The following is a 15,514-nucleotide window of genomic DNA, read 5'->3' on the forward strand; positions in this document are numbered from 1 at the left end:
GGCTCGGTCTCCTTCCTTGGTTCACCAGTTGACGGAAAAGGACCGGAACGAGAAGAGGCGGCCCTCACGGTGCGCGGCGGTGAGTGCGTCCGCGACCTCGGCGATCTCCCGGGGTCCGGCCACGCTCACGGTGGGGTGGAAACGCTTGAGCAGCCGCTCCAGGCAGACCAGCAGGACCGCCGGGGAGCGCAGTTCCGGGTGGACGCTGTCGTGGCCGTGCAGATGGAGGTGGACGACGGCTGCCGCCGCGGAGACGAAGGTGTACTGCTTGGCCAGGTCGTACAGTTCGGCGGACTGGCCGGCGCTCTTGCCGAGGTCGGAGAAGAGCTTGCGGTGCTCGGCGGCGATGCGGTCCAGTTCGTCGGCGAGGGATCCCGCCGCGTCGGCAGCGGCGGCCAGCCGGGCCGCGTCGGTCCCGGTGGCGGCTGCCGCGGCCTGGTGCAGGTCGTCGACGGCCGAGCGGAGCGCGAGCACCGGGTCGTCGACACCGCGGCTGAACAGCTGCTGTTCGGCGGGCCGGTAGGGCTTCATGGGGTGGGCGGGGTCGAAGAGGGCACGGGTGCGCTCCACCGCGCCCGCGACCTTGTCGGGGTCCTGGGTGACCGCGGTGTCCAGGAGGTTCCCGAGCTGGAGGGCGATGTTCTTCAGGTTCACGACGGTGTTGCCGTCGGCGAAGTCGGCGACCGCGCAGTCCCGTACGGCCTTCTGGAAGACCCCGTAGCGGGGGTGGGTGCGCAGGTAGTGGCGGGCGCCCAGCACGATGGCGAGCCTGGCCAGCGTCTCCTGGAGCAGGGTGGGGACGAAGTACTTCACCACCGAGGACCAGATGCTCGACTGCTCCGGGGTGAGCTGGAGGCTGCGGATCGCGCCGGTGGTCAGCGCGTCGGCGACGAGGAGGTCGGCGTAGCTCTCCACGAGCTGGCGCTGGGAGTAGGGCACCTCGGAGACCGGCGCGCCGAAGATCATGCGGCGGGTCGCGAAGTCGAGGGTGGCGCGCAGTGCGGTGTCCGCGCAGCTCATGGCGATGCTGGTGATGGCGATGCGGACCAGGTGGCTGCTCTTCAGGGCCACTTCGAGGCCCTGGCCGGCCTTGCCCACGACGGCGGTGTCGGGAACGAAGCAGTCGCGCAGCCGGACCCCGCTCATGTCCAGACCGCGCAGGCCGTGCAGCGGCTCGTGCGGCAGGGGTTCGCACTGTCCCTCCGCGAGCAGCCCCTTCTCGACGGCGAAGATGGAGTATCCGCCCGGGCCGCCCTTCTCCGACGTACGGGCGAAGACCATCACGACGTCGGCGACGGTGGCGTTCCCGATCGTCCACTTCTCCCCGTCGAGCAGCCAGCCGCCCTCGGTCCTGCGGGCGGTGGTGGCGTTGGCGAGGATGTCGCTGCCGTGCTCGCGTTCGGAGAGGCCCCATGCGAGCTTCGACCCGCTCTTGATGAGGTCGGCGAAGTGCTTGCGCTGCTCCGGTGTGCCGGCGACCCAGAGCGGCATGAAGCTGATGGTGCTGATGACCATGGCGGTCGCGGTGGTCGGGTCGCGGCGGGCGACCAGCCGGTAGAGGTTGAAGCCGTCCTGGATGTCGACGGCCCGGCCGCCGCTCTCGACGGGGATGCTCCAGTCGTACAGCCCCCAGGAGGCGAGCAGGTCGACGAACTCGTCGGGGTACGTCTCCCGCTCGTCCAGTTCCAGCACGCGGCTGAAGGGCAGGGGGCCGTCGTCGTCGAAGGGGTCGCCCATGTGGCGTTCCAGGTCGGCCATGAGGGCCTGCAGATCGGTCATCGCTCGTCGGCCTCCTCGTTCTCGTCGCTCGTGTCGCTCTTCATGGGCGTGTCGCTGTTCGTGGACGTGCCGCTGTTCGTCGATGTGTCGCTCAGCCGGACCGGCAGCGCGGTGAACAGGCGCCGCGCCGCGTCGAGTCCGGTGGCCAGACGCCCGGCCGGGGCGAGGTCCCCGTACGGCGCGGTGCGCGGGTCGCGGCCGTCGGCGAGGGTGGTCAGCAGCGCCAGTACGGCGACGAGCCAGGAGGTGTCGCCGGGGGCTGCGCCGTAGAGGCCGTCCCCGTCCCGGTGGTGCCACCAGGTCAGGGCCGCGGTGGCCGCCGTGTGGAGCAGGCAGAACCGGCCCGCGAGGTCCAGGGTCTCCGGGGAGACCTTCGCCGAGCGGGCGCGGTCGCGCTGGGCGGCGGCCGTGTTGTGGACGACGGCGGCCAGCGCCGAGCGCACCCCGGCGACCAGCTCGGCCGCCCGGTCCTCGCCGCGCCGGCTCAGCTCCCGGCCGATCGCCCCGGCGTACGCGGCGAAGCCGAGCAGCACGTCGTCCTTGGGCCGTACGCCCAGGTCCAGTGCGGCGGGGTCCAGTGGGGGCAGCCGGTCGGCCTCGCCCAGGGCGAACACCGCGCGCAGCCGCTCCCCCGCCGGGCCGTCCGGCTCGGTGGTGGCGGCCGGGTCGTCCGGGAAGGCGGGCGCGTACGCGGGGAGGTGCATCGCGAGGGCGCGCAGGTTGCCCAGCACGCTGGTGTCGATGACCGCGACCATCGCGTTGTCGCGGACCGCCTTGTCGAGTACGGCGCCGGGGCCGTCCCGCAGGACCGCCCGTGCGCCGATCAGGGCGTGCGAGCGGCTGACGCAGGAGGCGGTGAGACGGACGGCGGTGTGCTTGACGACGGCGGAGGCCAGGCCGAACGCGCCGGGCGCGACGTGCACCTGGCGGGCGGCGGTCAGCACGGCGAGGTCGGCGGCGATCAGCTCGGCTGCGGCCAGGGCGAGTTCACGTGCGCCGTACGGGGTGCCGGCCACGCGTTCGCCGCCGGTGCGGTGCTCCTCGGCGAACCGGAGCGCCGTGCGCAGCGCGGTGTCCGCGGTGGCGAGGCAGCCGGCCGTGCTCATCAGCCGGACGATCTGCTGGGCGCGCAGCGCGCCCGCCAGACCGCTGCCGGTGTCACCGACGACGGCCTGCGGCGGTACGGGCAGGCCGTCGAACTCCAGGTCGGCGAAGTCGATGCCGCGCATCCCGGTGGTGCGCTGCGGTGCGTGCCGCGTCACCTGGTGGGCGGAGAGCTCCTCCGGTCCCAGCAGTACGGCGGTGAAGGCACCCGCACCGCGTGGAGCGGTACGCGCCACGATCACCGCGGCGTCGGCCGAACTCCCCCGGCCCACCAGCCACTTCGTACCGTTCAGCAGTCCTTCGGGGGTCAGCGCGCAGCTGTTGGCGAGCACATCGCTGCCGGCCTGTTCCTCGGAGAACCCGAAGGCGATGGTGCGGCCTTCGCGCAGCCAGCGGGCGACGACCTCGTGCTGGGCCTCCGTGCCGGCGGCGAGCACGGTCATGACCGCCGAGATGCTGAACATGGTGGCGGGCATGACGTTGACGTCTCGCCGGGCGGCGACCCGGACCAGGAGCTGGGTGTCCTCGAAGGAGCGGAGGGTCCCGCCGAGGGCGCCGGGGAGGTGGCACAGGTGGAAGTCCTCAGCGCGGAGCCGGGCCTCGGCCTCGTGCGGGTACTCCTCGGCGGCGTCCCGGGCCACGCCCGCCGCGAAGCCGTACGGGTTCTCCGGCGACCAGGGGTCGCCGAGCAGCCGGTCCAGGCGCTCCGCCCCGGCGAAGGCCCCGGCCGGGGCCGCCGGCACCGCGTGGGCGGGCACGGCGGCCGGGGAGGGCGTGTCGACGACGGTCACTGCCCCACCCCGACGGAGGAGTCACGGGGCGCGGAGTCCTCCGGGGACGGGCGGGTCGCGATGCCGGCGGGGAAGGCGACGCCGGCCGCCCTCAGCATGGCGAGGCGCTGGTGGAAGGCCGCGCCCTTCATGATCTGCCGCCCCACGTCGGCGACCCTGCGGTGCTCGGGTGCCGCCAGATACGTCCCGCGCACCCAGGAGTTGAAGCTGCCCATCGCGGGTCCGCACCAGATCTGGTAGTCCACCGCCCGGTCGGCCTCGCCGGTCTTCGCCCAGCGCGAGGCCATCCCCAGGTACCAGCGGAAGACGAGCGCCGCCCGCCGCTTGGGGTGGCCTTCGGCCCGTGCGAGCTGGCCGGGATCGCGGCGCGCGAAGTACTCGGCGGTCTCCTCCCAGACGCTGTCCAGGGGCCGCCGGAAGATCTGCTGCTCGACCCGGGCCCGTACGTCCTGGGGCAGCCCCTCGATTCCGTCGTACGTGCGGTAGAGGTCGTACAGCTGCTTGGCGCGCATCGGGAAGAACGTGCCGCGCTTGAGGACCTGGAGCTCGACGCCCATCTCGAACATGTCGGCGGCGGGGGCCATGTCGAAGTCGGCGATGCCGGCCTGGGCGAGCATCTCCTTGACGCGCGGCGAGGTACCCGCCTCCACACAGGACTGGTTGACCGATCCGGTCACCACGTAGTCGGCGCCCATCGCGAACGCGGCGGCCGCCGCGTCCGGGGTGCCGATGCCGCCGGCCGCCCCGATCCGGATGCGCTCGGCGTAGCCCGCCTCCTGCATGATCGCGTCGCGCTGCCGCATGATGACGGGCAGCAGGGCGGGGAGCGGCCGGCGGTCGGTGTGGCCGCCGGAGTCCGCCTCGACGGTGATGTCGTCGGCGAGCGGCACCCGGGAGGCGAGGCGTGCCTGCTCCTCGGTGATGAGGCCGTCCGCGAGCAGCCCCCGCACCATGGCCTCGGGGGCGGGCCGCATGAAGAGTTCGGCGGTCTCGGTGCGGGAGATCTTGGCGATGACCCGGTTCGAGGCGATGACCCCGTCCGGCCCGCCGGCCCGCAGTCCCGCGAGCCGGTAACGCACCAGGTGCGGCGTCAGTTTGAGGAAGGCGGACGCCTCCACGCAGGGCACGCCGTACGTGAGGAAGAGGTCGACGGCGGTCCGTTCGAGGCGGTCCTCGCTCGGGCTGTGGATGAGGTTGCAGGCGTAGCCGAGGCCGGGGATCTCGTCGCGGAAGCGGATCAGCGCCTTCTCCACGGCTTCGGGGAGCAGTCCGGCCGCTCCGTAGGAGCCGAGGAAGCCCGCGCGGGCCATCGCGATGACGAGGTCGGCGGAGGCGATGCCGTTGGCCATGGCACCGCTCATGTACGCCTGCTGGAGGCCGTGGGCGGCGAGGAACCGGGCGCTGCCGAGGCGTTCGGGGCCGAGCGGGGGCGCGGCGGCGACCACTTCGTGGGGGCCGTCGCCGGTGAGCGTCCCGCCGGCGGCCGCGCCAAGTCCGTACGGCCCGCGCACGATGTAGACGGGTTCGTCCAGGCGCATCAGGGTGTCGTAGACCCCGGTGTCGCCGACGGCCGGGTCTGCCGGCCCGGCCCACCGCGGCCGGTGCTGATCGGTGGTCATGCTGCGTCTCCTGTCGGTCGTACGCGGATCAGGCCTGGTCGTGGTGGATCTCGATGCCGATGCCACCGAGCTGGTAGATCCGCAGGGTGGACTTCCAGACGCTCGCGTCGCCGAGCAGCTGGATCCGGCCCGGTGCGCGGCGCACCTCCTTGATGTGCACGTCGAACTCCATCTCGGGGTCGTCGCGCAGGATCTGGCCGCGGTAGGACCAGGTCGTCTCCGCTTCGGAGAGCAGGGCGAAGCGGGGGTTGACCAGGCCGTCGGTGAGGCCGGTCTCCACGGCGTAGACCTGGAGGCCCTGGAGCAGGGACTCGACGCCGAGCGAGCCGGGCATCACCGGGTCGCGGTGGAAGTGGCAGGAGAAGTACCAGTCGTCGGGGCGGATCGTGCGGTGGCCGCGCAGATAGCCCTGGCCGTGGTCGCCGCCGCCGGGCAGGACGTCGACCCACTGGACGAGGTCGAGGTGGTCCCGGCCGATCCGGGGCCCGGGGCGGGTCGCCTCGGCGGCCCGGTAGGCCGCGAGGTCGACGCGGCGGGTCTGTGCGGGCCGGGAGGGCTGACGGTCGATCCAGGGCGCCACGTGCGTGCCCTTGTCGAGGCCGACCTGGTTCTCCAGGGCCTTGGCGCTGAAGTAGCCGAAGAGCGACTCGCCCCGGTAGAAGACCTCGCCGTCGGCGGACAGTTCGTAGCTGTAGTTCTGCAGGATGGAGCCCGGCATCTGGTCGCTGGAGAGCAGCGTCGACCGGTGCTGGATGGTCTTGCCGCGCAGGTCGACGTCCTTGACCAGGGTGGCGCGGCCGTCGAGGTTGCGGATGCTGAACTGCTCCTCGGGGAAGGGCAGGGTGGCGCCGAGGTAGTAGCCGAGCAGGATGGCCGCCTGGAGGCTGGACTCCATGTGGACGCAGTTGGGCATGTGCGGGTGCCCGTTGTGGTCGTAGTACCAGGCGTCGTCCGGCGAGTCGTACTCGGTGACCATGACGGCCCCGCGCTTGAGGACGCCCCGGGTGCCCTCCAGCTCCATGACCCGGTCGACGAAGAGGAAGTCGCCGTTGGGGATGTACGGGGCGCGGCTGTCGGCGTAGACCTCGAACTCGGGCCCCATCGCCGTGGCCAGGTCGCCCTTGGCGGCGTGCGCCATGTGGAACTCGCTGAGCAGCGCGGGCTTCCCGCTCGCCGGGCTCAGCCGGCCGAGGAAGTGCGGGACCGTTCCGCCGGTCTCGGGGCGGTAGCGCGCGCCCGGCTTCTCCACCAGCCGGATGCCGAGCCCGGTGACGCCGATGGACGGCTTGCCGTCGCGCAGGACGACGACGTCGGCGGTGATGGCGGGGCGCGGCACCAGGGTGAGGGAGGTGATGTCGACGCGGTACTCGATCCTGTCGTGCTCCGGGGTGATCTGGCCCCGGACCTTGACCTCGGTCCGCAGGTCGGGGACGGGCTGGAAGCGGGCGTCGGGGAACGACAGGTGCAGCCCGAGGGAGAGCGCGTACACCTCCAGGAGCTGGACGGCGCCCTCCGCGACCAGCGAGCCGGCGAGTACCGGGTCGTCCGGGAAGTGGCTGGTGAAGTACCAGCCGTCCGGCACGAGATGCTTCACGGCCTCGATACGTCCGAGGCCCGCGGCGCCGCCCTTGCGGTCCAGGACGGTGATCTCGTCGGCCATCCGGAGCCGCTCGGTGGGGAGCCGCAGCGAGGTGTTGCAGCCGGCGGGCTGGCCGTGCCCCGGTCCGAACACGTCGGCGATCCGGCCTTCGGCGAGGTGCGCCAGGTCGGCGGGGCCCAGCGCGGTGCGCTCGGTGCGGGCCAGCGGCTTGAAGGCGCTGGAGCCGGAGAAGGTGCCGTCGCCGACGGGCGGGCGGACCTTGGCCTCCAGGATGCCGAGGGAGCTCTCCAGCTCCTCGTCGGTGAAGAAGCCGGCGCAGGCGTTGTTGAGCTTGAGGATCAGTTCCCCGTCGGCGTAGCAGTCGTAGTGGAAGAAGAAGAGGAGGGTGTCCCCCTGGCGTACGAACTGGTCGATCCAGATGTCGTAGCGCAGGGTCTGGCCGACGCGGGGCAGGTCGCCGACGAAGCTGAGGCTGCTGTCGAGCAGGCGGTAGACCCGGTCACCGCGGTTGGTGAAGTCGGCCCCCAGGTAGCTGATGAGCAGCAGGTCGCACTGGCCGGCCTCGATGGTGACGGCCGGGGGGACCTGGCCGTCGACGGCGTACCAGGCGTCCACCGGTACGTCGTACTCGGTACGGATGAACGAGGGCTTGAACTCTCCCGGCTCGGCCTCCAGGGCGGTGACCCGGGTCGCGAAGTGGTAGGGCGGGGCGGGCAGCCGGACGCGGCGGCGGTGCGCGTCGATCTCGGCGAAACGGGGGCCGAAGACGTTGCCGACCTTGCCGGTGGCGAACTCCAGGAGGTCGTGCTCGTCCCAGATCACGCCCTCGGGCTTGGGCGGGCGGGGCGGCGGGGTGCCGCCCTCGGTGAGCAGCGCGACGAGCTGGTCGCGCAGCTCCCGCTGGGCCTGGAGCACCTCGCGGTGCGCCTCCAGCATCTCGCTGCGCAGCCCGCGCACCAGGACGGCCGCGGTCTCGTCACCGGTGAGCGCCGTGCTCCTGGCGGGAGGGGGCGGCACTGGCAGCGGAGCGCCGAACACGGCGCTCACCGGCGGCGTCCGGGGGGTCTCGGCGGGCAGGCCGGCGGGCGGCACCTGGGCACCGGCCGGAATCATCGTGACGGGCTCCCTTTCCAACGCCAGGGGGGCTGGCGTCGGCGGCTGCGCGGAGGGGTGGGTCGGCATCGCGGTGTCCCATTCCGTGGAGTTTTCGGCGCCCGTGCCGGGCGCCGGTTCGGCAAGGAGAGAGCCCGCGCCCCCGAGGGCCGGCCCGGCCTCCGCCGGAAGACCGGGGCGCGCCGCGACCGGAACGGCTGGACGGGCGGGCGGGGCGGTGGGTGCGGGGGCGCTGGGGGCGGGGGTGACCGGGGCGGTCGGCGCGGCGGAGGCCACGGCGGGGGCCGGGGTGGCATGAACCACGGCCGGTACCGGGGCAGTCGGCGCAGCGGAAGCCAAACCCGGGGCCGAGGTCGCCGACGCGGACCGAACCACGGCCGGTACCGGGGCAGTTGGAGCAGCGGAAGACGGGGTCGCGGCGCGCGGGGCGGCTCCCGCCACGGCCGGGATCCGGGTGCGTGGCAGCGTGGCCACCGTCGGGGCCGCCGCCGATGCCACCAGGGGCGGGACCGGGGCGCCGCCCGCCAGGAACGGCCGCAGGCCGGGCGACCGGCGCGGACCGCTGTGCGGGAGGGGCGCGAAGGCGCTGAGGTCGACCGGGATGCCGTGGGCGGCGAGGCGGGCCGCCAGCCGGGCGATGTCGGTCGCCCCGCGGGCGCCCCGCCGGTCCACCGAGACCGACAGGTGCGGCTCGTCGGCCAGGGTCTCGTGGATCCACCGCGAGCAGGTGCTGCTCGGGCCGACCTCGATGAAGCAGCGGTAGCCGTCGTCGTACGCCCGCCGGACCAGCCGGGGGAAGTCGACGGTCTCGCGCAGGGTGACCGCGATGTTCCCGGCCACCGCGTCCGCGTCGAAGTCCGTCACCGGTGCGTAGTGCCGGCTGCTGTAGAGGACCAGGTCCCCCACGTCGCCGGTCGGGTAGCGGTTGAGGTCGGCGAGCTCGGGCAGGACCCCGTCCACCACCGGGCAGTGCATCACGTGGTTGGCGGGCGAACGGGCGCTGCGGCAGTCCAGTTCGTCGATCAGGTCGCGGCACTGCTGCGGATCGCCTGCGACGACGGCCTCCTGCGGCGTGTTGACGTGGGTGAGGAACACCCGGTCGTAGCGGCGCAGTGCGGCCCGTACGTCGTCGGCGGGCGCGAGCAGCACATGCGTGGCCCACACCTCCGCGTCCGGGACGTCGTCGCCCAGCCCCCACAGGGCGCGGACGGTGCGCTTGGGCCCGCGCAGCATGTCGTCGAAGAGCGGCGAGGCGCTGATCTTCTCGTCCCCGCGTGCGCTCTTGACCCATCCGCCGGTGGCGAAGAGCATGCTGCTCTCGCCCAGGCTGTAGCCGAAGGATCCGTGCACGGGGACGCCGAGCACCTCGCGGACCAGGTCCGTGGAGAGCAGGGCGTAACTCGTGCCGGCCGCCAGCATCAGCGGGATGTCCTCGACGAGTTCGCCCTCCATCCGCATCAGCTCACGTCGGCCCAGGGGCTCGCGGGAGCGGGGGTAGAGCGCCGCGCTGCGCAGGAGCTCGGCGGGGAGTTCGGCCTGGGCCTCGAAGCGGGGAAGCAGCCCGGGGAAGGCCCGGAACATCGAACGCCCCAGTCCCAGGTAGGAGTTGAACGCACCCGGGAACACCAGGGCGACCTTGGCGTCGGGGCCGATCGGCCGTGCGGTGAAGCAGCTCCCGGACGGCGAGGTCCACTCCCCGCCGGACCGCCACACACCGGGCAGGTCCTTGAGGGCCTGGTCGATCTGGCGGAGCAGGCCGGCCCGGTCGTCGGCGACGAGCACGGCCTTGACCTTCGCCGGCCGGTCACCGAAGTCCGCCTGCCAGCCGCCGTCCCCGGCCTCGTCCGCGCCGATCGCGGTACGGAGCTCACCGAGCCGCCGCAGCAGCCCGTCGAAGTCGTCCGCGCCGACGGGTACGACCACTCCCCCGCCGGAGCGGGTCCAGTCGGCCTCGGTGATCTCGCCGCGCACCTGGCCGCCGGTGAGCACCAGGTGGGCGTGGCTGCCGGCCGCGCCGACGACGCTGACGGAGGCGGCGCGCCGTCCCTCGCGGTGGGAGCGCAGCCAGGGACGGGAGTCGGCGGCCAGGAAGAACGCCGAGCCGTCGGTCCCGTCCGCCGCGATCCCGTCGGGGGCGACGGGGAAGTAGGCGTGGTGCAGGCAGAGCGCCGCCCGGATGAGCGCGGCGAGCCCGGAGGCGCATCCCGTGTCGCCCACGGCCCGGCGGGCCGAGGACAGGGCGGTGCGCAGCTCGCCGCCCGCCCGTTCGGTGCTCCAGACGCGGGCCAGGCCGTCGAGCTCGTCGGGGTGCGCCCCGCCGGTCTCGACCAGTTCGACGTCCGACGGGCCGATGCCGGCCGCGGCGAGTGCGTCCTCGGCGGCGCGTTCGACGAGTCCGGCGTGCGTGCCGGGGGCGACGTCGGGCGCGTGGTGCACGGCGATCGACTCCACCGTGGCGTAGACCCTGCCGCCCTGAGGGACGGTGTCGGGACGGGTGACGACGACGGCGCCGGCGCCCTCGCCCAGGATGCGCAGGCCGTCCCGTACGGTGCCCGGTTCGAGCAGTTCGCGGGCCAGGGTGTTCTCCGGGCCGGCCGCGAGGTCGACCGCGCCCACGAGGACGGCTTCCACGGTGGGGTCGAGCAGCAGCAGCCGGGCGACGTCCAGGGCCTCGACGCCGACGGCGCTGTCCGAGGAGAGGGTGAAGGAGGGGCCGGTGAGGTTCCACAGCGAGGAGACCCGGCTGGCCATGATGTTGCCGATGTAACTGAGGACCTCGTTGGGCTCGATGGAGTCGTGGACCCCGTCGCGCGCGGCCCGGGTCAGTTCGGCGAGCTGCTGCGGCGACGGGTCGACGCCCGCTGCCTCGCACCACTCGGTGAGCTTGCGGCCCAGCTCGTAGCGGGAGCCGTGGCCGTGGGCGCTGGGCTCCATCTCCATGCCGATGACGACACCGACCCGCCGTGCGTCCGGGCCGGCCGTGCCGCCCGGGCGCTTGCGCTCGAACCCCGCGTCGCGCAACGCCTCCTCGGCCACGCGCATCAGCAGCAGCTGCTGCTGGTTGAAGTGGGCGAGGTCCTTGGGCGGGATGCGGTACGAGGTGGTGTCGACCTCGAAGTCCTCGATGTAGGCCGCCTCGGGGGCCGCGTCCCCGCCGAGACCCGCCCGGTCCAGGGGGCCGCCCTCCACGGTCTCGAAGCCGCGCCAGCGCTGCTCGGGCAGCGACCGTACGCCGACGAGCCCGTCGTAGCCCGCCCGTTCGAACTCGTCGAGGGTGGCGAAGGACCCGAAGTGGGCGCCCATCCCGATGACGGCGAGCGGGGGCGGCTCGGTGGGAGCGCCCTCCGGTGCGGGCCGACCGGCAGGTGCGGCCGGTGTCTCCGGTGCGGAGAGGACGACGTGGGCGTTCGTACCGCCGAAGCCGAAGGCGGAGACGCCGGCCCGGCGGGGAGCGCCCGGGGCGGGGTCCGGCCAGGGCACGGCTTCCCGGACGACCCGGTCCGCGATGGTGCCGGGCAGCGGCTGCTCCACACCGATGGTGGGGGGTATGACTCCGTGCGACAGCGAGAGGACGACCTTGAGGAGGCTGGACATGCCGGCCACGGTCAGCAGGTGCCCGATGTTCGCCTTGACGGATCCCAGCAGCGGGCCACGCCCGAAGAAGGCCTCGGCGCCGCCGAGTTCCGTGCTGTCGCCCAGCGGTGTACCGGTGGCGTGGCACTCCAGGTACTGGATCGCGGACGGGTCGACACCGGCTTCCCGGTAGGCGAGTTCGTACGCGGCGAGCTGGCCGGCCTCGTTGGGCGCGAGCAGGTGTTTGCCGGGGCCGTCGTTGGTCAGGGCGAGGGCGTCGATCACCGCGTGGATGCGGTCGCCGTCGCGCTGGGCGTCGGCGAGCCGTTTCACCGCGATCATCGCGGCGCCCTGCCCGGTGACGATGCCCCGGGAGCGGGCGTCGAAGGGCTGGCTGAACCCGTCCTGCGGGTAGGCGCGCAGGTCGGAGAAGGACAGGTGGATCACGGTGGGGTCCGGTGCGCAGACACCCCCCGCGAGCATCAGGTCGGCCCGGCCCGTCTCCAGGTGGGCGCAGGCGAGCTTCAGGGCGTACAGCGCGGAGGAGCACGCCGCGTCGAGGGTGAACCTCGGTCCCTCCAGGCCCAGAGCGGCGGCGACGACACGGGCCGGCATGCCGCCCGCCCAGAGGTTGTGCGCGGTGACCGCGCCGGACGGATCCGGGGCGCCGGGTGTGATCAGGCCGTCGGGCACGGGGAGGCCGGCCTCGGTGAGGCCCTGGGCCACGGCGGAGTCCCAGAGTTCACCGGCGAACGTGCCGGAGGCCGGGGTGGGGAACGGGTAGTTACCGAACACCACCCCGGTCCTCCGGCCCTGTCGGCCGTCCGCGGTCAGGGGGTGGCCCGCGTCGGCCAGCGCGTCCCCGGCGACCTTGAGCGCCCAGTGGAACGAGCGGTCCAGGCCGGCCAGGTAGTCGGCGGGAAGGAGGTACTTCTCCGGGTCGAGTCCTGCGGCGCCCTCGTCGTACTCGTCCAGGAATCCGCCCCTGGTGCAGTAGATGCGGTGCCGGTCCTCGGGGTCGGTCTCCCGGGCCTCGGGGGTGTGCCCGAAGACACGGTCGTCGCCGTCGGTGCGGGAGTCCACACCTGCGATCAGGTTGCGCCAGTAGTCGTCGGGTGTCCCGGCCCCCGGGAAGAGGCAGGCCAGGCCGACGATCGCGTACTTGCCCATGGTTGGGTCAGCCTCCGGGTGTCCGCATGGTTCGGTTCGGGGAGTCAGGGGTCGGGAGGGGTGGTACGGCCGGGTCCGGCCCCGGGGGGCGGGGCCGGACCCGGCAGGGGGTGGGCGTCAGACCGAGACGGTCGCGGTCCCGGTCCTTTCGACCGCTCCGAACTTGCCCTCCAGCTGCGCGTCCTCCACGACCACCACACCGTCGAGGACCTGGAGCACACGGCCCTCCTGGTCGAGCGCGGTGATCGTGCAGGTGATGCCGCTCGGCCCGGAGACGACGTTCTCCACCGCGATCAGGAACTCCCGGTCGGCCGGCAGCTCAGCGTGGAAGCGGGCGCTGCCGATCTCCAGCGGCAGGGAGGCGCGGTTACGGAACCGGCGCACCCACACCAGCGCGGACTGGAGCAGCAGATCGGCGATGACCGGGCTGTGGAACCGGCCGTGGTAGGCGCCGCGCGCCGGCAGCCCGTCACCGAGCCGTGCGCCGAGCAGCAGCAGTCCTTCCTCCGCGACCAGCACCGAGCGGATGCCGCGCAGCGCCGGGCCGTGGAAGAGGGTGCCGTCCCGGTAGAGCGGTGCGGCGTCCGTGCGGTTCGCGGCACGCGCGGCACGGGCGAGGTCCGTACGGTCCGCGGGCGCCGGGGTCACGTCGGTGGAGAGGCTCGCCCCGTACGACGGCCTGCTCCGTCCGGCGTCGTCGACCGCGGAGGCCAGCACCTCGATCGCGTGCGGCCGGGTGGCAGGTCCGGGCTCGATGAACAGCCGCAGCCGTGAGGCGTCGGCCCCCTCGCCCTGCGCCGCGTCCAGCACGAGGCCCTTGAAGACCTTGAACGCGGAGACCTCGGTCACCGGCCTGCCGGTCACCCGCTCGGTGGTGTTGACGAGCGCCCCGAGCGCGGCGGTGGCGGGCAGCACCCGCTTGCCGCCGATCGTGTGGTCCGCGAGCAGCGGATCGGCGGAGATGTCGGCGAGCGTACGGTCGACGAGCAGCGTCGGCGCGGCCGGCGAGCCGTCGGCGGGCGGGGCGGACAGCGGGGTGAGCGGGCCGGCGACGACCACCGTGTCCTGGCCACGGGCGGCGGTGAACTGCTCGGCGAACATACCCGCCCCCGTCGCCACCGGGACCAGCGCCACGCCCCGGGAGGCGAACATCCTGCGCAGGTCGTCGGTGACCATCCCGCCGTCCCACGCACCCCAGTTGACGGAGGTCACGCGGGCCGAGGGGAGCTCCTGCCTGAGCCGCACGGCGAGACGGTTGAGCGCCTCGTTGGCGACGGCGTAGTCCGACTGGCCCCGGTTGCCGAAGAATCCGGCGACCGAGGAGAAGAACACCAGGTGGCGCAGGTCGGCCGGGCCACGGAGGGCGTCCAGCACGTTGCCGAGGCCGACGATCTTCGTACCGAGGACCCGGTCGATCTCGTCACCGGTCTTGTCGGCGATCAGCCGGTCGGCCAGGACGCCCGCGCCGTGCACCACACCGGTGACACGCGCGGCGTACGGAGCGAGAGCCGTACGGACGGCGGCGGCATCGGTGATGTCGACGACGAGGTACTCGACGGTGGCGCCGGTCGCCCGCAGCCGGTCGAGGTTGGCCTGGATCTCACGGCTGCCGGTCACCTCGCGGTAGACCGCCTCGACGCCGCGCGGGGTGGCCTTCTCCCCCGAAGCGGTGATCCGCTTGGCGATGAGGCCCTTGAGCGCCGCGCCTTCGGCACCCGCCGACCACGCGGGCTCCGGGGTCACCTGGCTGCGGCCGAGCAGCAGCAGCCCCGCGGGACGGGCCTGGACCAGCGCCTGGAGGCAGTCCGCGGTGATGCCGCGGGCGCCCCCGGTGACGACGAGCAGATCCCCCGCCCCGATCTCCGGTACGGCCGTGACGTGCGCGGCCGGCGGCTCGGCGGACGGCACGATCGTGCGGCGTCCCTCCGGGTCGACGCCCACGTCCGACAGGTCGGACGACACGTCGTGGATCTCGTCCAGGAAGCGCGCGGCCACGGTGCGGTCGTCGAGGCCGGGAGCGAAGTCGACGGTGCGCGTGAAGAGCGCCGGGACCTCGATCGCCAGCGTCTTGACGAGCCCGCTCACCCCGCCGAGCAGGGCGGATCCGGTGCCACCGCCCCGGTAGCCGTTGGCGCCGTCCAGCCGGGTCACCGCGACGAACGCGGCGCGGTCGCCGGCGGCGGCCTTGAGCGGGGCCTGGGTTACCTTGGCCACGAGGACGGTGTGCGCCAGGCGGCGTGCCACCCCGGCCCACTCCTGTCCGGCCTCGGCGGCCATCTGTACGACCAGGTCAAGCCGTTCGGCTGTCACCGCCGAGGCAAGCTCCTGCTCGTCCCACGTACGGAGCGGGCGGACGGCGTCGGCCTCCGTGGAGGTGGTGACGCCCGGCAGGACGACGACCTCCACGCGCCAGCCGTCGGCGCGCAGACCGGCCACGAGCGGCCGGGTCAGCGTCGACCCGTCGTCGAGGACGAGGGCGACGGGCTGCTCGGCGTACGCCCGAACGACCCGGCAGACCGCGGGGAGCTCCCGTACGGCCGCGAAGGTACGTCCCACGCCGGCCGCCTGGGGGTAGGTGACGACGAGGGGGGTCTCGACGGCGGGCGCGGACACCTCGACGGGCGAACCGTCAGGGGTGGGGACCGCACCGGAGGCGGAGGCGAGGAAGCCGGCGATGTCATCCAGCGTCCGCAGCTCACCCATACGCTCGGGGTCGACCTCACCGGAGACCGGGAAACGCTCCTGGAGCGCACCCATGATCTGGA

The 15,514-nt window shown here is 73.5% G+C and carries 5 protein-coding genes; all 5 read right to left on the minus strand.

Going from position 1 to position 15,514, the window contains the following annotated elements; genetic code table 11:
• Positions 1-21 precede the first annotated feature (21 nt).
• Entirely contained in the window at positions 22-1,779 is a 1,758-nt protein-coding gene (locus JKV81_RS11745) for an acyl-CoA dehydrogenase family protein (RefSeq protein WP_129266354.1), read from the minus strand.
• Positions 1,776-3,674 carry an acyl-CoA dehydrogenase family protein gene (locus JKV81_RS11750; RefSeq protein WP_202075687.1) on the minus strand — a complete coding sequence of 633 codons (1,899 nt, stop codon included), beginning with the start codon at positions 3,672-3,674 and terminating at the stop codon, positions 1,776-1,778. Before JKV81_RS11750 ends, JKV81_RS11745 begins: the two co-directional genes overlap by 4 nt.
• A complete protein-coding gene (locus JKV81_RS11755) occupies positions 3,671-5,293 on the minus strand; it encodes a PfaD family polyunsaturated fatty acid/polyketide biosynthesis protein (RefSeq protein ID WP_124275605.1) in 1,623 nt (540 codons plus the stop codon). Before JKV81_RS11755 ends, JKV81_RS11750 begins: the two co-directional genes overlap by 4 nt.
• A 28-nt stretch (positions 5,294-5,321) precedes the next feature.
• The gene (locus JKV81_RS11760) at positions 5,322-12,749 is read right to left on the minus strand and encodes a beta-ketoacyl synthase N-terminal-like domain-containing protein (protein WP_202075688.1); all 7,428 of its coding nucleotides are present in this window, start codon (positions 12,747-12,749) and stop codon (positions 5,322-5,324) included.
• Positions 12,750-12,866: 117 nt separating this feature from the next.
• Positions 12,867-15,514, minus strand: a 2,648-nt coding sequence (locus tag JKV81_RS11765; RefSeq protein ID WP_202075691.1) for an SDR family NAD(P)-dependent oxidoreductase, incomplete at its 5' end; no start/stop codon positions are given.

Source organism: Streptomyces silvae (genome assembly GCF_016745505.1).
Lineage (GTDB): Bacteria > Actinomycetota > Actinomycetes > Streptomycetales > Streptomycetaceae > Streptomyces > Streptomyces silvae.

Excerpts from the sequence above, each read along its gene's own strand:
- JKV81_RS11755 (WP_124275605.1), bottom strand. The coding sequence starts at position 5,293 with ATGACCACCGATCAGCACCGGCCGCGGTGGGCCGGGCCGGCAGACCCG.
- JKV81_RS11760 (WP_202075688.1), bottom strand. The coding sequence starts at position 12,749 with ATGGGCAAGTACGCGATCGTCGGCCTGGCCTGCCTCTTCCCGGGGGCC.
- JKV81_RS11745 (WP_129266354.1), bottom strand. The coding sequence starts at position 1,779 with ATGACCGATCTGCAGGCCCTCATGGCCGACCTGGAACGCCACATGGGC.